Here is a 17,121-nt window from a genome sequence, read left to right on the forward strand (position 1 = left end):
TTTTATTTCCTATGCAATGAAACAGGACGGTTATGGCTGGCAGGATCCCGCAATCCTTTATCGATGATCTGCTCGTACGCACGGACATAGTCGAGTTGATCGACTCCCGTGTGCGGTTGAAGAAAGCCGGTAAGAACTACCAGGCTTGCTGCCCTTTTCATAACGAAAAAAGCCCCTCCTTTACCGTCAGCCAGGAGAAGCAGTTCTATCACTGTTTCGGTTGTGGTGCCCACGGCAATGCCATCGGCTTTGTCATGGAGTACGACGGCCTGGAATTCCCCGATGCCATCGAAGAGCTGGCAAGCCTGCACGGTATGCAGGTTCCCCGTGAGCAAACGGCGGGTGGATCAAGCCATAGCCAACCAGCCGTCAGCAAGGATCTGTTCGAGCTGATGAACCAGATTGCGCGCTTCTACGAGAGCAATCTCAAGAACGCGCCTCAGGCGGTGGAGTATCTGAAAGGCCGGGGCCTGACTGGCGAGGTGGTCAAGCGCTTCAACATCGGTTATGCCCCTGGGGACTGGGATCAGGTGCGTCGCCGCTTTGGCGCCAGTAGGGATCACGAACAACTGCTGATTTCGGGCGGTATGCTGATCCCCCGTGACAGCGGCCCGGGCAGCTACGATCGTTTCCGCGATCGCATCATGTTTCCGATCCGGGACAAACGCGGCCGGGTCATCGGCTTCGGTGGCCGAGTGTTGGGGGATGGCACGCCCAAGTACCTGAACTCCCCCGAAACCCCCATCTTCCACAAGGGGCGAGAGCTGTTCGGCCTTTATGAGGTCAAGCAGGCACACAAGGATCCGCGCCGGATCCTGGTGGTGGAAGGCTACATGGATGTGGTGGCGCTCGGCCAGTACGACATCGACTATGCGGTGGCGGCACTGGGGACTGCGACCACCAGCGATCACATCCACACCCTGTTCCGTACCACGGCAGAGGTGGTCTGTTGCTACGACGGCGACAACGCCGGTCGGGAAGCGGCCTGGCGGGCGCTGGATAACGCGCTCTCCCACCTGCAGGACGGCCGTGAACTCAAGTTCGTCTTTTTGCCGGATGGCGAGGATCCCGACTCGCTGGTACGCCAGATCGGCAAGGAGGGGTTCGAAGCGCTGCTCGACAAGGCCCAGTCGTTTGCGGATTTCATGTTCGAACGCCTCGGGCGCGATGCGGCTCTTTCCGGTGAGGCAGGCAAGTTTGAAGTGGCCAACAAGGCCGCTGAGCTGATTCGTCGGGTACCGGAAGGTTTCACGCGTGAGGGGTTGATTACCCGACTCTCCAGCATGATGCGCTGGGGAGAAAACAAGCAGCGGATTACCGAGCTGTTTGCCCGCAACAGCCAGCCCAAGGTGGAAGTCAACAAACCCAAGGCGACCAAGCTGACGCCGATCCGCAGGGCTCTGGCCCTGATGGTGCAGTATCCGGCGATCACCGCCGAGCTGCCGGCCATGCCCGAGTTGGCCGGGCTGCGCCTGCAGGGGATCCCTTTCCTGCTGCAACTGCACCAGCAGATCCTGATCCAGCCGGGAGTGACAACGGGTATCCTGCTGGAGCATTGGCGCGGTACCAAAGAGGGAGAAATCCTGGCCCAGCTGGCGATGCACGATTTGTTTGAAGAGGTAAAGCTCGACCAGGAGCCCGATATTCTGGGAGAATTACAGGATACCTTTGTCGGTTTCATCAACCTTTTCCTGAAGCAACGGATCGAAGAATTGCAGGCCAAGGTGGCGCAGGAAGGGCTAAGCTCTGAGGAAACTCAGGAGCTGATGATGCTGATCAGAGAGGTGCAGATTGAGAAAAGAAATGAGAGTGGGGCTTGATATTTGAGTGAGCAGTCCCAATATGAATAGCGTTGCCCGAATAGACGGGATTGAAAGCAAACACTTTATAACCACCTGGCCCCGACAACACTGCGGGCAGGGGTTTCTCATGACCGACGCCGCAACCAGACATAGCATGTCTGGCGGTTTTCTATTAGAATTGGCTATTTGCGCAGCAGCGCACTGTACGCGCAACCTAGCAACACCAACCGGATGAGTTCTATGGAGCAAACCCCGCAGTCTCAGCTTAAACTCCTCGTTGCCAAAGGTAAAGAACAGGGCTACCTGACCTATGCCGAGGTGAACGATCACCTCCCGCAAGACATTGTCGATTCAGACCAGATCGAAGACATCATCCAGATGATCAACGATATGGGCATTCAAGTGGTTGAAAACGCTCCGGATGCCGATGACCTTATCATGGCTGAAGGTGGTACCGCCGATGAGGACGCTGCCGAAGCAGCGGCCCAGGCTCTGGCATCTGTTGAATCTGAGATTGGTCGCACGACCGATCCCGTCCGCATGTACATGCGGGAAATGGGTACCGTCGAACTGCTGACCCGCGAAGGCGAGATCGACATCGCCAAGCGGATTGAAGACGGTATCAACCAGGTACAAAGCTCCGTCGCCGAGTACCCTGAAGCCATCACTTACCTGCTCGAACAGTACGACAAGTACGAAGCCGAGCAGCTTCGCCTGTCCGACATCATCTCCGGCTTCATCGATCCGAACGAAGTGGATGACGTGGCGCCGACCGCCACTCATATCGGCTCCGAGCTCAGCGAGGACGACCTCGCCGACGAAGACGAAGACGAAGATGAGGACGAAGACGAAGACGGTGACAACTCCGACGATGACGGCGACGGTGGCCCGGATCCGGAAGTCGCTCGCGAGAAATTCGGTGAACTGCGTGCCCAGTACGAGGTGACTCGTCTCTCCATTCAGCAGAATGGCCGTGCCCACGACGACACCCAGAATGCCATCGCCCAGCTGGCCGATGTCTTCCGTCAATTCCGCCTGATGCCCAAGCAGTTCGATCGCCTGGTCAACAACATGCGGGAGATGATGGAGCGTGTCCGCGTGCAGGAACGCATCATCATGAAGCTCTGCGTTGAGCAGGCCAAGATGCCGAAGAAGACCTTCGTTGCGGCCTTCACCAACAACGAGTGCGAAACTGCCTGGTTCGAGTACCAGAAGCAGGCCGGCAAGGCGTGGTCTCCCCGCCTGCTCGAGATGGACGAAGAAGTACTGCGTTCCATCGGCAAGCTGCAGCAGATCGAAGAAGAGACCGGTCTGTCCATCGCCCAGATCAAGGACATCAACCGCCGCATGAGCATTGGTGAGGCCAAAGCCCGCCGTGCCAAGAAAGAGATGGTCGAGGCCAACTTGCGTCTGGTTATCTCCATCGCCAAGAAGTACACCAACCGCGGTCTGCAGTTCCTGGATCTGATCCAGGAGGGCAACATCGGTCTGATGAAGGCGGTCGACAAGTTCGAATATCGTCGCGGCTACAAGTTCTCGACCTATGCCACCTGGTGGATCCGTCAGGCCATTACCCGCTCCATCGCGGATCAGGCCCGTACCATCCGTATCCCGGTGCACATGATCGAGACCATCAACAAGCTCAACCGTATCTCCCGCCAGATGCTGCAGGAGATGGGTCGTGAACCGAACCCGGAAGAGCTGGCCATGCGCATGGGCATGCCGGAAGACAAGATCCGCAAGGTACTGAAAATCGCCAAGGAGCCCATCTCCATGGAGACGCCCATCGGTGATGATGAAGACTCCCACTTGGGCGACTTCATCGAAGATACCACCCTGGCTCTGCCAGCGGATGCGGCCACCAGCGAGAGCCTGCGCAACGCGACCCGCGAAGTGCTGGCCGGGCTGACCGCACGGGAAGCCAAGGTACTGCGCATGCGCTTCGGTATCGACATGAACACCGACCACACCCTCGAGGAAGTGGGCAAGCAGTTCGACGTCACCCGTGAGCGTATCCGTCAGATCGAAGCCAAGGCCCTGCGCAAATTGCGCCATCCGAGCCGCTCGGAAGTGCTGCGCAGCTTCCTGGACGAGTAGTCCCGGGTTTTGTCAGCCTGACATAGCAACAAAAAGCCCCGCCATGCGGGGCTTTGTTTTATCCGTGCTGGCATGGGCGTGAAGAGGGGTCATGGAACCGCTTGAATATGGATGAAATCTCGCCAAGTGGTTGATCTGACTATGGACGGGGTATCCGCCATCCCCTATAATCCACGCCGCTAACCAGCATCAATGGCCCCTTAGCTCAGTTGGTCAGAGCAGTCGACTCATAATCGATTGGTCGTGGGTTCAAGTCCCCCAGGGGCCACCATTTTCAGACAAAGCCGCTATTTTGAGCGGCTTTGTCGTTTCTGGCGCTCACCAGCGCCTGTCCAGATCCTCGGCATAGAGTGCCATGGCGCACCGGTAGGGGAGCAGGGCGGGATCCGTGGTGGTGGTCGCGAGGATCCCCAGCAGCGTCTCCATCCCCTCCTTGCTGCGCCCTAGGTTGTAGCAGGTCATGGCACGAAACACCTTGAACTCCAGGGCATCGGGGAAGCGGGACAGGGCCTCGTCAAAGGTGGCCAGCGCCTCGGGATGACGGCCCGTGGTGCGATAGGAGCTGCCAAGTCCAAGCAGGGCCCCGCGCAGCGACGCCTCGCCAAGCCCCAGCGACACGGCCTTCTGATAGAGCGGAATGGCCTCGGCCTCTCGCCCCAGCATGTCGTGCAGTCCGGCCACTTCGTAATGCAGCTCGGCGTGGGCCGGGTACGCGATGAGTTGCAGCAGACCGTGCTGACGGGCTTCCTCGATCCGTCCCTCGGCCTTGAGGGTGTTCAACTGTTTCATATGCGCTCCTGCATGGGGATGAAGGATCAGTATGCCTGCCGACAGGCTGGCGGGGAACGGGTCATGGGGCCATGAAAAAGGCCTCCCGCCGATGGCGGGAGGCCTGGTTCGGCACCGGGGCGCAATGGCCCTGGCGTGTGTCCAGCCTTACTGGGCGCTCAGGCTGTAGGCCAGGGTCTGGTCGTTGAAGCGCACCACATAGGCACCGACCACTGCCGTGGTGATGTCTGCCCCGGCCAGCTCGGCCACGCCATCCTTGTTGGTGTCGCCGTAGTTCTGGGTCCAGTCCCCCTTGACGTCGAACTTGAAGCGCTGGCTGCCGTTGCCATCACCGCTGCCGGTGAAGGTGACGCTGGCCTGCCAGAGGTGATCCCCGACCAGGGACATGGGGGTGGTGCCCCAGTTGTTGGTGGTGCCGCGAATGTTGAGGCTGGCGACATTCTTGGCATAGGTGACGCTCACCGGAGTCAGGCTGTATTGCAGGGTCTGATCGTTGAAGCGTACCCGATACTGGCCGGTGACCGAGGTCAGGATGTCACTGCCGGCCAGTTCGGCCACGCCGTCCTTGTTGGTGCCACCGTAGTTCTTGCTCCAGTCCCCCTTGACGTCGAACTTGAAGCGCTGGTTTGCCTGACCATCGAAGGTGACGAGAGCCTCCCACTGGTTGTCGGCGACCAGCGTCATGGCAAGGGATCCCCAGGCATTGGGAGTGCCGCGGAAGTTCAGGGTGGGCAATACGCTGGCGTAGGTGCCGTTGTCATCGGTGACGGTCACGGTGGCGCTGGCACTGGCGGTCAACCCTTCCGCATCGGTCACGGTGACCGTCACGGTATGGGTACCCGGGGTATCGAACCGGACTGTCTCCGTGGCGGCGGTGCCCCCGCTGGACCAGCTGTAGCTCACCACGCCGCCGTCATCGCTGGAAGCGGAGGCGTCGAACACCACGCTCTCCCCCGCCTTGACGCTGAGGGTTTTGGGGGAGAGGGCTGCGACCGGTGCCTGGTTGCTGGTGAGGGGGGTGACCGTGTAGCGCAGATCACTCTCGCTCAGGGTGATGCGGTAGGTGCCCGCCCCGCTGACCAGGATATCCTTGCTGCTGCCCTTGTCGGCGATGCCATCCCCTTCGTTGTCGCCGTAGTTCTCGGCCCAGTTGCCGAAGACGTCGAACTTGAAGCGCTGGGCACCGGTGGCGTCACCGTTGCCGGTCAGGGTGAGGGTGGCGGACCAGACACGGTTGGCATCGACGGTCATGGGGGTGTTGCCCCAGGCGTTGTGGGTGCCGCGCAGGTTCATGCTGCTGAACTTGTTGCCCGGCAGGACGGAACCGCCGCAGGGGCTGGCCTTGGTGCAACCGGCGATGATGGCGGCCGCCTTCATGCCGGGGACGTTCAGGCTGGCCTTGCCGCTGCCATCGACGGTGACATAACCGCCGCTGCAGTAGTCATTGCCCCCCAGCAGGTTGCAGTACTCTCCGGCCGGCAGGCCGGTCTGCACCGAGGCCACCAGGCTGCCGCTCTCGTTGTTGATGGCGACGAAGCCCTTGTCACCGCGGCTGAAGGCTATCTGGTTGTTGCCGTTGTCCCACCAGTTGCTGACGGGCTGGCCTTCGGTCCGGTTGTGGAACAGGGCCATGTTCATGATGGTCGGTCGGCGCTGTTCGCAGTTCCACTGGCTGTCCGTGCAGGGCGTGCTGCCCGGCGCCCCCTTGTCGGTTTCATAGGTACCCATGTTTTCAAAGCGATAGCCCGACATCACCTGCTTCCAGCCATAGGGCCAGGCCATCATGAAGGTGTTGGCCAGCTCGTAGCGGGCACCGCTCATGAAGGTGAGCATGCCGCCACCGCCGTGGCCGCGTTCACGGTCGTGGTTGACCACGAAGACGAAGGCCTTGTTGGAGGGGAGCAGGCCCCAGCTCTCGCCCAGGGTCTTGAGGTTCTTGATCTGGCCGTTGAAGTTGGCGGCGAGATCGGTGCCGTATTTGAAGTCGGTGACGGTGTCGATATAGGTGTAGCGGCCCGGCTGAATGTCGGGGGACTCCCCGCCTGCGCCGATCACCTCCAGGTAGGCCCTGGGGCTGCCCGCCTTGTCGAGGATGGCCTTCACATCGGCCGGCGCCATGTGCTTGGCCGCATCGATGCGAAAGCCCGCCACGCCCCAGCCGATCAGGGTCTTCATGTAGGTGGCGATCTGATCCTGGACGTAGGATGAGCCGGTATTGAGGTCCGGCATGCCGTAGAGGGCGCCGTTCCAGACGTTGTTGCTGTCACCGTAGTTGGTGATGTCGCCGCTGTGATGGAAGTCGTTGTAGCCGAACTGGGGATATTGGTATTGCCCCGAGTTGTAGCTGCCGCCGCCGGTGGCGGTGCCCGAACCCGATGCCAGCTGGTTGAAGACGGCGTCGGCATAGACCTTGACCCCGGCCGCGTTGCAGCGGGCGATCATGCTCCTGAGCTCTGCCTCGCTACCGCCGAAGCTGTTGAAATTCTTGAAGCTGACCGGTTGATAGACGGTCCACCAGACCTGGCTGCCCTGCTTGTGCTCGGCGGGTGGGGTGATCTGGACGCCACCGAACCCCTTGGGCCCGAGTACGGTCTCGCACTCGTTGGCGATGTCGTTGAACTTCCATTGGAACAGGTGAACCATGACTCCTTCGGCGCTGGCAGTGTGGCTGAAAGAGCCGAGTGCCGCCGCCAGCAGGGCGGTTCGAAACAGTGTGTTGTGCATGACGATTTTCCCTTCGATCTTGTTATTGACGTATCACTGTCGTGTAGTCGAACGGACAACAAACAACCTCGTTCAGCTCCGTAGCATTCATGAAATCGACGTGGTTGAAAATCGAACAAGCTGAATTAATTAAGAAATGTGAATGAAAATGCTTTCATGCCATTCGGTGGCAGCAGGAGGGGGCAGAGGGGGGCAGATCGGTGCGAGATCCCGTCAAGCGGGTAGCGAAGGGGATGAACAGGGGCCCCGCAGGGCCCCGTGAACGTTCAGACGTTGGGTTCCTGCTGCCCGGCACTGGCCCGGGCACGACGCCCTGGCAGCATGCGGGTGACCAGGTTGCTGCGCTGGCGCCAGGAGGTGTAGGCGATGGCGCACAGGTGCAGGGCGATCATGCCCTGGAGTGCCCAGGTGCACCACTCGTGCCAGTCGTCCGCCCCCAGATCGAAGCCGGTCTCGGTGTTCTGGAACCAGCCGGTCCCTGCGGTGGCGAGTACCAGCAGCCAGAGTGCCCAGACCGCCAGCTTGCCGCTGCCGTGATGGCCCGGGGTGGGCGGGGTCCGTTCGCGCAGGGCGTCGGCCTGATGGCGAAAATCCTCCCGGCTCGGGATGAGGGCGCGCAGGCGGGCGTGGCCGCGAGCGAAGGTGAGCCCCCACAGCAGGCGTATGCCGATGAGCACCATGACGGCGTATCCCATCCGCTCGTGCCACTCCTCGCCCGCCTCGTTGAGCCAGAGGTTGCCGATACAGATGGCCGCCACACCCCAGTGGGTGAGGCGCACCAGAGCATCCCAGTGGAAGGGATCAGCCTTTTTGCTTGGCATAGTTGTGGTACTCCTTCTTCAGGTCGTTGACCTTGGCCAGGTGCTCGCGCGCCTTGGCTTCGTCACCGGCCTGGAGGGCTGCCAGGCTGGCATCCAGCTCGCTCTGCACTTCGGTCATGCCTTCCAGGAACTTCTCCTTCTTGGCGGCGGGCATGTTCTTGCTCTTGGCGACGTCCAGCTGGGCCTTCATCTCCTTGATGTATTTCTCCATGGTGGCCGCGTCGTCGGCCTTGACGGCCTGCTTGTAGTTGAAGCCGATCTTCTTCATCGGCTGCTCCAGATCGCCGGCCATGGCAGGCAGGGCCATCAGGCCGAACATCAGGGGCAGCAGCAGGGGACGCACAGTTTTCAGCATGGGATTTCCTTATGAGACGACGAGATTGCAGGTTGTTATAGCACTCATTTGAGTGCGGTTTCACGCATCATGATGCCATGAAAGGGCGATCATTGTATGAAGAAAGTGCGACCAATTGTGACGAATTGTGCAGGGGATTGCTGTGGGAATGTAGCCGAAAGAGAACGGCCACCGGATCTCGCCTCCGGCAGGGATACAAGGGCGCGCATCTGGTCCGGGAAGGGGCTCGCAGGCAGTGAATCATGCTGCCATTATTTATCACACATCGGTTTTTTAAAGTCAGATGAGTTTTTCTGGTGTTTTTGTTTTTAAAAGCCACCACCCATGGACGATTCCACTGCCCGCACAGACGCCGTGCAACAAAAAAAGGGCCCGCAGGCCCTTTGAGTGATCGGGATCCGGCCCTTATTCGGCCTGCTCGCGCTCGATGGCACGCCAGCCGATGTCCTTGCGATAGAAGATGCCGTCCCACTGGATGCGGCCAGCCAGGGCATAGGCCCGCTGCTGGGCTTCCTGCACCGTGTGGCCGAGGGCGGTGGCGCACAGCACGCGGCCACCCTGGGTCAGGCTGGTGTGTCCTTCCAGGCGGGTGCCTGCATGGAACACCTTCTCCCCTGCCACTTCGTCCACCGGCAGACCGCTGATGGGGTGGTTGCTGGTGTAGTCGCCGGGATAGCCACCCGCCGCCAGCACCACGCCGATGGCGGCACGGGGGTCATAGACGGCTTCCTTCTGATCCAGCTGGCCGGCGCAGGCGGCGAGGCAGAGATCCACCAGATCGGACTGCATCCGCAGCATGATGGGCTGGGTTTCGGGGTCGCCGAAGCGGCAGTTGAACTCGATCACCTTGGGGTTGCCCTCGGCATCGATCATCAGGCCGGCGTAGAGGAAGCCGGTGTAGAGGTTGCCCTCGGCCGCCATGCCGCGCACGGTCGGCATGATCACCCGCTCCATCACGCGCTGGTGCACTTCGTCGGTCACCACGGGGGCCGGGGAGTAAGCCCCCATGCCGCCGGTGTTGGGGCCGGTGTCGCCGTCGAAGGCGCGCTTGTGATCCTGGCTGGTGGCCATGGGCAGCACGTGCTCGCCGTCCACCATGACGATGAAGCTCGCCTCTTCCCCGTCCAGGAACTCCTCGATCACCACCCGGGCGCCGGCATCGCCGAAGGCATTGCCGGAGAGCATGTCACGCACCGCCGCTTCCGCCTCGTCGAGGGTCATGGCGACGATCACCCCTTTGCCGGCGGCCAGACCGTCGGCCTTGATGACGATGGGGGCGCCCTTCTCGCGCAGATAGGCCAGCGCCGGCTCCACCTCGGTGAAGTTCTGGTAATCGGCGGTGGGGATGGCGTGGCGGGCCAGGAAGTCCTTGGTGAAGGCCTTGGAGCCTTCCAGCTGGGCGGCGGCGGCGGTCGGGCCGAAGATGGTCTGATCGGCGGCGCGGAAGGCATCGACCACCCCTTTCACCAGGGGGGCTTCCGGCCCGACGATGGTGAGGCCGACCTGGTTCGCCTTGGCGAAGGCCAGCAGGCCCTCGATGTCGGTGGCCTGGATGGCGACGTTCTCGATGCCCGGCTCAAGCTGGGTGCCCGCATTGCCCGGTGCCACGAAGACCTGGGTCACCAGGGGGGAGTGTTTGGCCTTCCAGGCCAGGGCGTGTTCACGGCCGCCGTTGCCAATGATCAGTACTTTCATCGTCTCGCTCGCTTCTGTCTGAGTTCACTGGCGCTGCGGTGGCAACCTGCCAGTGGAAAGGATCCGGTGCTAAAGAGGCAGGGCCGCCATCGGCGGCCCTGGGCTGTCAGTGACGGAAATGACGCATGTTGGTGAACACCATGCACATGCCGTGTTCGTTGGCGGCGTCGATCACCTCCTGGTCGCGCATCGAGCCACCTGGCTGGATGACGCAGGAGATGCCCGCAGCAGCAGCGGCATCGATGCCGTCGCGGAACGGGAAGAAGGCGTCGGAGGCCATGACGGAGCCCGCCACGGTCAGCCCTTCATCCTCGGCCTTGATGCCGGCGATCTTGGCGGAGTAGACGCGGCTCATCTGGCCGGCGCCGACGCCGATGGTCTGGCCGTTCTTGGCGTAGACGATGGCGTTGGATTTGACGAACTTGGCGACCTTCCAGCAGAACAGCAGATCCTGCAGCTCGGCCTCGGTAGGCTGACGCTGGCTGACCACGGTCAGATCCCCGAGCGTCACCATGCCCAGATCGCGCTCCTGCACCAGCAGGCCGCCGTTGACGCGCTTGAAGTCAAAGCCTTGCGCCGGGGCAGTCCACTGGCCGCATTCCAGCAGGCGCACGTTCTGCTTGGCGGCGACCGCCTCGCGGGCTGCCTGGCTGATGCTGGGGGCGATGATCACTTCCACGAACTGGCGGGCGACGATGGCCGCAGCGGTCTCGCCGTCCAGTTCGCGGTTGAAGGCGATGATGCCGCCAAAGGCCGAGGTGGGGTCGGTCTGGTAGGCGCGATCGTAGGCTGCCAGCAGGTCGTCACCGATGGCGACGCCGCAGGGGTTGGCATGCTTGACGATGACGCAGGCCGGTTCGCTGAACTCCTTCACGCACTCCAGCGCCGCATCGGTGTCGGCAATGTTGTTGTAGGAGAGGGCCTTGCCCTGCAGCTGGATGGCGCTTGCCACCGAGCCCGGCGTGGCCTGCTCTTCGGCGTAGAAGGCGGCAGCCTGGTGGCTGTTCTCGCCGTAGCGCATGTCCTGCTTCTTGATGAACTGGCTGTTGAAGGTGCGGGGGAAGCGGGACTCTTCGTCGCCTTCCTTGTTTTCGCCGTAGGAGGGCACCAGGGTGCCGAAGTAGTTGGCAATCATGCCGTCGTAGGCGGCGGTGTGCTCGAAGGCGGCGATGGCCAGATCGAAGCGGGTGGAGAGGGTCAGGCTGTTGCCGTTGCCATCCATCTCGGCGATGACGCGGTCATAGTCTGAGGCCTTGACGACGATGGTGACGTCCTTGTGGTTCTTGGCAGCGGAGCGGACCATGGTCGGGCCGCCGATGTCGATGTTCTCGACGGCGTCTTCCAGGGTGCAACCGGCTTTGGCCACGGTGGCGGCGAAGGGATAGAGGTTGACGACGACCATGTCGATGGGGGAGATAGCGTGCTCGGCCATGATGGCGTCATCCCGGTCGCGACGGCCGAGAATACCGCCGTGTACCTTGGGATGCAGGGTCTTGACCCGGCCGTCCATCATCTCGGGGAATCCGGTGTAGTCGGACACCTCGGTCACCGGCAGGCCCGCATCGGCCAGCAGCTTGGCGGTACCACCGGTGGAGAGCAGGGCCACACCACGCGCGTCGAGTGCCTTGGCAAATTCCAGGATGCCAGTCTTGTCAGACACACTCAGCAGTGCACGGCGAATGGGTCGAGCTTGTTCCATCACACTATCGTCCTCAGCATAACGGGGACCGTTCCATGGGAGGCGAGGCTCAACACACAGAGAGTCCCCAAATAAATGGAAGTGGGGGATTTCGCAAACCACTCTCGCCCGGGGCGGCCGTTGGCAAAAGCGTTTTAGGAAATGCCCGCTTGACGCGACGCTCTCTTGTGGGCGCGTATTCTACACAAAAAATGTGACCTGTGGTGGATTTTTTAAAGAGACAAACCCTTGTGGGATGCGGCGTTAAACGTTTTCTGGTGAATTTTTGTGAAACGTTTGTCTTTTCAGTGTTTTGGGGATAAATGGCCGGCAAGTGGGGGGTTAGCTGCTGCTTTCCTGCCTTTGACTGGCAATCGCCGGGCAAAGAGGTGATAGTGGAGGCCGGTTTATATTGAGTACCATGTCGGGAATGTCATGCGGGGGGAGAGGACCATGTATCGGATCGGTGAACTTGCCAAGGCGTGCGGGGTGAAGGCCGACACCCTGCGCTTTTACGAGAAGAACGGCCTCATCTCGCCGGGCATTCGCAACGAATCCGGCTATCGCCTCTACGGGGAGCAGGACAAGCGGCGGCTGGAATTCATCATCCGCGCCAAGTCGGTGGGCTTCTCCCTCGCGGACATCGGCGAGCTGCTCGCCCTGGACACCAACAAGGCCAAGGTCACCTGCCAGGAGGTGAAGGCGGTGGCTGACACCAAGCTCGAACAGGTGGAGCAGAAGCTCCTGGAGCTGACCCGTTTTCGCGAGAACCTGAAGGCTCTCTCCGACATCTGCTGCGGCGGCCCGCGCTCGGCGGAGCACTGCGCCATCCTCGAGACCCTGGAGTCCGGCGCCCCTTCCCGCCACGAGCACCACGACCATGAGCACTGAGCTGCGCCGGCCCCGGGTCTCCGCCTTTCTCGCTCTCTCCCTCGACGGTTTCATCGCCGGGGAGGGGGGCGATCTGGCATGGCTGGCCCCCTATGGTGGCGACGGGCCGGAGGAGACCGGCTACAGCGCCCTGATGGCGAGCGCGGACACCCTGCTGATGGGGCGCAACACCTACGATATCGTGAGCGCCTTTCCCGAGTGGCCCTACGGTGACAAGCCGCTGGTGGTACTGACCCACAGGCCCGCCGACCCCCGTCCTCGGGTCGCGTTCAGGCAGGGGGCGCTGGCGCAGGTGCTGGACGAGTTGTGGCAGGGGGGAAGCCGTCACCTCTATCTGGATGGCGGGGAGCTGGTGAGGCAGGGTCTGCAGGGGGCCCTGGTGGACGAGCTGACCCTGTTCTGGGTGCCGGTCACCCTGGGGGACGGGATCCCGCTCTTTACCGGGCCTCTCCCCGCAGGATTGAGACCGGTGTCGAGCGCCGTGCTGCCAAGCGGCCTGGTGCGGGTTATCTATCACCCCGCCTGACAGCTTGCACGGGGGAGGCAAGAGGCGCACAATCGGCGCGTTTTTCGCCACCTGCCCTTCCAGACAGGGACGATAGGCAAACACGACAACCCCATCAAGGAGCCCATATGGCCAAGAAGAAGGTGACCTGTGTCACCGCCGAACCCGCCTGCGAACATCAGCGCGGCATCATTCAGGACAACCACCTCAAGGCACTGGTGACCTCCCCCCTGTTCCAGGCCAGGGTCGAGCCGAGCAAGAAGGGCAAGGGCAGCTATCAGCGCAAGGCCAAGCACGGCAAGCGGTGGGAGCCCGGCCAACAGCAGATGGCAAGCGTCTGCTGCTGAGCGGGTTTCTGCCGCAAGGCATCAGCTAACACAATCAGGGCGCCAATGGCGCCCTGATTGTTTTTCTATTCGCTGGTGCTGACTTGCGGTCTTGACGCAAGAGAGTGAACCCGTGCTCACTCGTCCATAAAGAGTTCGAGCAGCACGTTGAGGTAGCGATGCCCGAGGGACGTGAGCTGCCAGCTGTCGCCGAGATCCTCGATCAGCTCCTTGGTCCGGGCGATGGCGAGCATGGTCTCTACCCGCTCCAGCGGTAGCCCCGTGAAGGCCTCGAACTCCGCCTTGGGGGCGGGTTCAAACAATCTGAACCGGTTCATGAAGTACTCGAGCGGCAGATCGTCCGCGCTCACCTGCCATTGGCTGTCCAGATAGGGGCGGCTCGGATCCAGATAACCTTTCGGATGCTTCACCTTGGCGGTGCGCAGGATCTGCTGGCTCGCGAGATCCGTCACCTTGCCGTGGGCGCCGCAGCCGATCCCCAGATAGTCGCCAAAGCGCCAGTAGTTGAGGTTGTGGCGGCACTGATACCCCTCTTTGGCATAGGCCGAGATCTCGTACTGCTGATAGCCCTGGGCGGTCAGCATGGCGTGGCCCTGCTCGTAGATGTCCCACAGGGTGTCATCTTCCGGCAATGTGGGGGGCTTGGAGGCGAATGCCGTGTTCGGCTCTATGGTGAGCTGATACCAGGAGAGGTGCGGCGGCGCGCAGTCGATGGCCTGCTGCAGGTCGTAGAGCGCATCGTCCAGGCTCTGATCCGGCAGGCCGTGCATCAGATCCAGGTTGAAGGTGGGAAGCTTGATGGCGTGAGCCAGCTCGGCGGCCTTGCGCGCCTCCTCGGGGCCGTGGATGCGGCCGAGCCGGGTCAATTTCTCCTGCTGGAAGCTCTGTACCCCGATGGAGATGCGGTTGATACCGGCCCGCTGGAAGCCGGCGAACTTGTCAGCCTCCACCGTGCCCGGGTTGGCCTCCATGGTGATCTCGCAGTCCGCGGTGAGTTCGATGCGTGCGCGCACCCCGTCCAGCAGCGCCTGCATGGCGTCGACGGAGAGCAGGCTCGGCGTGCCGCCACCGATAAAGATGGAGGAGAGGGGGCGCCCCTGGGCCCAGTGCAGATCCTGCTCCAGATCCTCCAGCAGGGCCGCCACGTACTCGAGGTGGGGCAGCTCCCCCTTCTGGGCGTGGGAGTTGAAGTCGCAGTAGGGGCACTTCTGGACGCACCAGGGCACGTGGATATAGAGGGAGAGGGGCGGCAGTTGCAGCATGGGATTTCCAGTATTCAACAATCAAATGGGGTCGGGTGGCCCTGGTTGCCGGTGACAACGGGCGGGGCGCCGCGAACGAAACGGGGGCCGACGGCCCCCATTGTAGATGACAACGCGGCGGGAGACAGCGCTTTAGTTGACCGCCGCCAGGGCCGCTTTGAGCTTGGCCAGGGCCTGGCCACGGTGGCTGAGCTGGTTCTTGAGTTCCGCCGGCATCTGGGCCGAGGTGCAGTCGTGGTCGGGGACGAAGAACACGGGGTCGTAGCCAAAGCCGTGCTGGCCGCGGGGTTCGTCGATGATCATCCCTTCCCAGCTGGCCTGGCAGATAATGGGGGTGGGATCGTCGGCGTGGCGCATGTAGACCAGCACGCACCAGAAGCGGGCGCTTTTCAGGTAATCCGGCGCGCCCTTGAGCTCGGCTAGCAGCTTGTCGATGTTCTCCTTGTCGCTGGCACCGGCACCGGCAAAACGGGCGGAGTAGACGCCGGGGCGGCCGTGCAGCAGATCCACTTCCAGACCGGAGTCGTCGGCCACGGCGGGCAGGCCGGTGACGCGGGCGGCGTGGCGGGCCTTGATGATGGCATTCTCGACGAAGGTGGTGCCGGTCTCGTCGGCATCGGAGACTGCAAACTCGCTCTGCGGGATCACCTGGATCTTCATATCGGCCAGCATGGCGGCCAATTCCTTCACCTTTTTCTGGTTCCCTGTTGCCAGGACAAGCTTGTTCATCACACACCTCCGCAAAAATAATCTGCGCATTCTATGCGGGGGAGGGGTTTAGTAAAAGCGCCAATTGCCCGGGATCCGGTGCCAACGGGGGATCCGGGTTCCACCCCCTGAGAGGTAGAGGAGATATATGTTTCCAGTGGGGAATAACCGAAGTGATTAAATACCATTTCAATTCATTACTCTGAGTCAGTAGACTCGCGGCCCAATCGATATTCCTAGGGCTTGAGGTGACTGATGCCATTGATTCTTTTGCTTGTACTCCTGGTGTTGTTCAGCCCGCTGGCCATCGACATCTATCTGCCTGCCATCCCCCAGATGGCCGAGCAGCTGGGGGCCGAAGTGACCCTGATGCAGGGCACCATCACCTGGTTCCTGTTCAGCATGGGGCTGGGGCAACTGCTGGTGGGGCCGCTGGCCGATCGCTACGGGCGCAAACCCATCGCCCTGGGGGGCGTGCTGCTCTACGGCCTGAGCGCCCTGGCAGCCGGCTTTGCCGCCAGCCTGGGCGAGCTGATGCTGGCGCGGGTGCTGCAAGGCTTCGGGGCCTGCGCCACCTCTGTGGCCGCCTTCTCGGTGGTCCGTGACAGCTATGGCCCCAAGAAGAGCGGTCAGATGATCTCCTATCTGAACGGTGCCATCTGCTTCATCCCCGCACTGGCGCCCCTGCTGGGTGGCTGGCTCACCGCCAAGGCGGGCTGGTCGGCGAACTTCTGGTTTATGGCGGGTTACGCCGTGGTGGTCGGCAGCTGGCTGCTGTGGCGGATGCCGGAAACCCGCCCTGAGGAGACCAGCAGTGCTGGCCCGCTCATCAGCTGGTCCCGCTACAGTCCGGTGCTGCGCTCCCCGAGCTTCCTGTTCAACGCGGCGCTGTGCATGCTGGCGATGGCGGTGATCCTCGCCTACGTGACGGCGGCGCCGGTACAACTGATGGTGACCCTGGGGCTGGACATGAGTGGCTTCAGCCACTGGTTCACCGCCAATGCTGCCCTCAACATCCTGGCCTGCTTCCTGGCCCCGCGCTTCATCGCCCGGGTAGGGCCAAGACGGACCCTGCGTATCGGCCTGCTGGTGCTGCTGCTCTCCGCCATCACCCTGACCCTGGCCATGCACATCTCGCACCCGCTGGCCATGATGGGCCCGGTGTTCCTCTCCAGCATCGGCTTTGCGATGATCCTGGGCGCCGCCGCCGGTATGGCGCTGGCCCCCTTCGGCCACTGCGCCGGCACTGCGGCCGCCCTGCTCGGCCTGTTCCAGATGAGCGGCTCCGGCGCCCTGGTGGGGATCACCGGTTGGCTGATGCCGGATCCCCTGAGCCAGCTGGCCCTGCACATGTGGCTGCTGCTGCCCCCGCTGGTGATGCTGATGACCCGCCAGGGTCGCCGCTTGTGTTTGCAATAAATCCTGTGCTCTGATGAGCACACTCAGG

At 62.2% G+C, this 17,121-nt stretch carries 14 protein-coding genes and 1 tRNA gene; 7 read left to right on the forward strand and 8 right to left on the reverse strand.

Annotated features, from left to right (window positions below):
* Positions 1 to 32 precede the first annotated feature (32 nt).
* From dnaG to PG887_RS06990, 3 genes are all read left to right on the forward strand, one after another.
* Positions 33 to 1,820 carry a DNA primase gene (dnaG, locus tag PG887_RS06980; protein WP_113068962.1) on the forward strand — a complete coding sequence of 596 codons (1,788 nt, stop codon included), beginning with the start codon at positions 33 to 35 and terminating at the stop codon, positions 1,818 to 1,820.
* Between the two features lie 183 nt (positions 1,821 to 2,003).
* Positions 2,004 to 3,899: an RNA polymerase sigma factor RpoD gene (gene rpoD / locus PG887_RS06985; RefSeq protein ID WP_263639565.1), complete on the forward strand. Its 1,896-nt coding sequence runs from the start codon at positions 2,004 to 2,006 to the stop codon at positions 3,897 to 3,899.
* Between the two features lie 194 nt (positions 3,900 to 4,093).
* Positions 4,094 to 4,170, forward strand: a tRNA-Ile gene (locus tag PG887_RS06990).
* A gap of 47 nt (positions 4,171 to 4,217) precedes the next feature.
* Here the strand turns inward: PG887_RS06990 and PG887_RS06995 are convergent.
* The 6 genes from PG887_RS06995 to purH form a co-directional block, all read right to left on the reverse strand.
* Positions 4,218 to 4,688 carry a tetratricopeptide repeat protein gene (locus tag PG887_RS06995; protein ID WP_270821391.1) on the reverse strand — a complete coding sequence of 157 codons (471 nt, stop codon included), beginning with the start codon at positions 4,686 to 4,688 and terminating at the stop codon, positions 4,218 to 4,220.
* Between the two features lie 147 nt (positions 4,689 to 4,835).
* Positions 4,836 to 7,412, reverse strand: a complete 2,577-nt coding sequence (locus PG887_RS07000; RefSeq protein WP_270821392.1) for an alpha amylase C-terminal domain-containing protein — start codon at positions 7,410 to 7,412, stop codon at positions 4,836 to 4,838.
* Positions 7,413 to 7,678: 266 nt separating this feature from the next.
* The gene (locus PG887_RS07005; protein WP_010675613.1) at positions 7,679 to 8,233 is read right to left on the reverse strand and encodes a cytochrome b/b6 domain-containing protein; all 555 of its coding nucleotides are present in this window, start codon (positions 8,231 to 8,233) and stop codon (positions 7,679 to 7,681) included.
* On the reverse strand, positions 8,214 to 8,588 hold the full coding sequence (locus PG887_RS07010) for a cytochrome b562 (RefSeq protein ID WP_049636098.1): 375 nt from the start codon (positions 8,586 to 8,588) through the stop codon (positions 8,214 to 8,216). The genes PG887_RS07005 and PG887_RS07010 overlap by 20 nt, the downstream gene beginning before the upstream one ends.
* Positions 8,589 to 8,993: 405 nt before the next feature.
* Complete coding sequence (gene purD / locus PG887_RS07015; protein ID WP_270821393.1) at positions 8,994 to 10,283, reverse strand: phosphoribosylamine--glycine ligase; 1,290 nt, start codon at positions 10,281 to 10,283, stop codon at positions 8,994 to 8,996.
* A 106-nt stretch (positions 10,284 to 10,389) separates the two neighbouring features.
* Positions 10,390 to 11,982, reverse strand: a complete 1,593-nt coding sequence (purH, locus tag PG887_RS07020; protein WP_270807359.1) for a bifunctional phosphoribosylaminoimidazolecarboxamide formyltransferase/IMP cyclohydrolase — start codon at positions 11,980 to 11,982, stop codon at positions 10,390 to 10,392.
* A 432-nt stretch (positions 11,983 to 12,414) separates the two neighbouring features.
* Between purH and zntR the strand changes: the two genes are divergently transcribed.
* The 3 genes from zntR to PG887_RS07035 all read left to right on the forward strand — a co-directional run bounded on the left by zntR (position 12,415) and on the right by PG887_RS07035 (position 13,704).
* Positions 12,415 to 12,852 carry a Zn(2+)-responsive transcriptional regulator gene (zntR, locus tag PG887_RS07025; RefSeq protein WP_010675609.1) on the forward strand — a complete coding sequence of 146 codons (438 nt, stop codon included), beginning with the start codon at positions 12,415 to 12,417 and terminating at the stop codon, positions 12,850 to 12,852.
* On the forward strand, positions 12,842 to 13,378 hold the full coding sequence (locus tag PG887_RS07030) for a dihydrofolate reductase family protein (protein ID WP_270821394.1): 537 nt from the start codon (positions 12,842 to 12,844) through the stop codon (positions 13,376 to 13,378). Before zntR ends, PG887_RS07030 begins: the two co-directional genes overlap by 11 nt.
* A 107-nt stretch (positions 13,379 to 13,485) precedes the next feature.
* Complete coding sequence (locus PG887_RS07035) at positions 13,486 to 13,704, forward strand: alternative ribosome-rescue factor A (RefSeq protein WP_010675607.1); 219 nt, start codon at positions 13,486 to 13,488, stop codon at positions 13,702 to 13,704.
* A 116-nt stretch (positions 13,705 to 13,820) separates the two neighbouring features.
* On the opposite strand, the gene hemW is transcribed toward PG887_RS07035, so the two are convergent.
* Both hemW and rdgB read right to left on the reverse strand, forming a co-directional pair.
* On the reverse strand, positions 13,821 to 14,966 hold the full coding sequence (hemW, locus tag PG887_RS07040; RefSeq protein WP_270821395.1) for a radical SAM family heme chaperone HemW: 1,146 nt from the start codon (positions 14,964 to 14,966) through the stop codon (positions 13,821 to 13,823).
* Between the two features lie 132 nt (positions 14,967 to 15,098).
* Complete coding sequence (gene rdgB, locus PG887_RS07045; RefSeq protein ID WP_010675605.1) at positions 15,099 to 15,695, reverse strand: RdgB/HAM1 family non-canonical purine NTP pyrophosphatase; 597 nt, start codon at positions 15,693 to 15,695, stop codon at positions 15,099 to 15,101.
* 234 nt (positions 15,696 to 15,929) lie between these two features.
* Between rdgB and PG887_RS07050 the strand changes: the two genes are divergently transcribed.
* A complete protein-coding gene (locus PG887_RS07050; RefSeq protein WP_199769675.1) occupies positions 15,930 to 17,093 on the forward strand; it encodes a multidrug effflux MFS transporter in 1,164 nt (387 codons plus the stop codon).
* The last annotated feature ends 28 nt before the right edge of the window (positions 17,094 to 17,121 follow it).

The organism is Aeromonas sp. QDB14 (assembly GCF_027707845.1).
Classification (GTDB): Bacteria; Pseudomonadota; Gammaproteobacteria; order Enterobacterales; family Aeromonadaceae; genus Aeromonas; species Aeromonas caviae.

What these genes read in the sequence shown, in the direction of transcription:
- PG887_RS07035 (WP_010675607.1), top strand. Translation starts at nt 13,486, where the DNA reads ATGGCCAAGAAGAAGGTGACCTGTGTCACCGCCGAACCCGCCTGCGAA.
- PG887_RS07010 (WP_049636098.1), bottom strand. Translation starts at nt 8,588, where the DNA reads ATGCTGAAAACTGTGCGTCCCCTGCTGCTGCCCCTGATGTTCGGCCTG.
- PG887_RS07005 (WP_010675613.1), bottom strand. Translation starts at nt 8,233, where the DNA reads ATGCCAAGCAAAAAGGCTGATCCCTTCCACTGGGATGCTCTGGTGCGC.
- dnaG (WP_113068962.1), top strand. Translation starts at nt 33, where the DNA reads ATGGCTGGCAGGATCCCGCAATCCTTTATCGATGATCTGCTCGTACGC.
- PG887_RS06995 (WP_270821391.1), bottom strand. Translation starts at nt 4,688, where the DNA reads ATGAAACAGTTGAACACCCTCAAGGCCGAGGGACGGATCGAGGAAGCC.
- purD (WP_270821393.1), bottom strand. Translation starts at nt 10,283, where the DNA reads ATGAAAGTACTGATCATTGGCAACGGCGGCCGTGAACACGCCCTGGCC.
- PG887_RS07030 (WP_270821394.1), top strand. Translation starts at nt 12,842, where the DNA reads ATGAGCACTGAGCTGCGCCGGCCCCGGGTCTCCGCCTTTCTCGCTCTC.
- zntR (WP_010675609.1), top strand. Translation starts at nt 12,415, where the DNA reads ATGTATCGGATCGGTGAACTTGCCAAGGCGTGCGGGGTGAAGGCCGAC.
- hemW (WP_270821395.1), bottom strand. Translation starts at nt 14,966, where the DNA reads ATGCTGCAACTGCCGCCCCTCTCCCTCTATATCCACGTGCCCTGGTGC.
- PG887_RS07000 (WP_270821392.1), bottom strand. Translation starts at nt 7,412, where the DNA reads ATGCACAACACACTGTTTCGAACCGCCCTGCTGGCGGCGGCACTCGGC.
- rdgB (WP_010675605.1), bottom strand. Translation starts at nt 15,695, where the DNA reads ATGAACAAGCTTGTCCTGGCAACAGGGAACCAGAAAAAGGTGAAGGAA.
- purH (WP_270807359.1), bottom strand. Translation starts at nt 11,982, where the DNA reads ATGGAACAAGCTCGACCCATTCGCCGTGCACTGCTGAGTGTGTCTGAC.
- PG887_RS07050 (WP_199769675.1), top strand. Translation starts at nt 15,930, where the DNA reads ATGCCATTGATTCTTTTGCTTGTACTCCTGGTGTTGTTCAGCCCGCTG.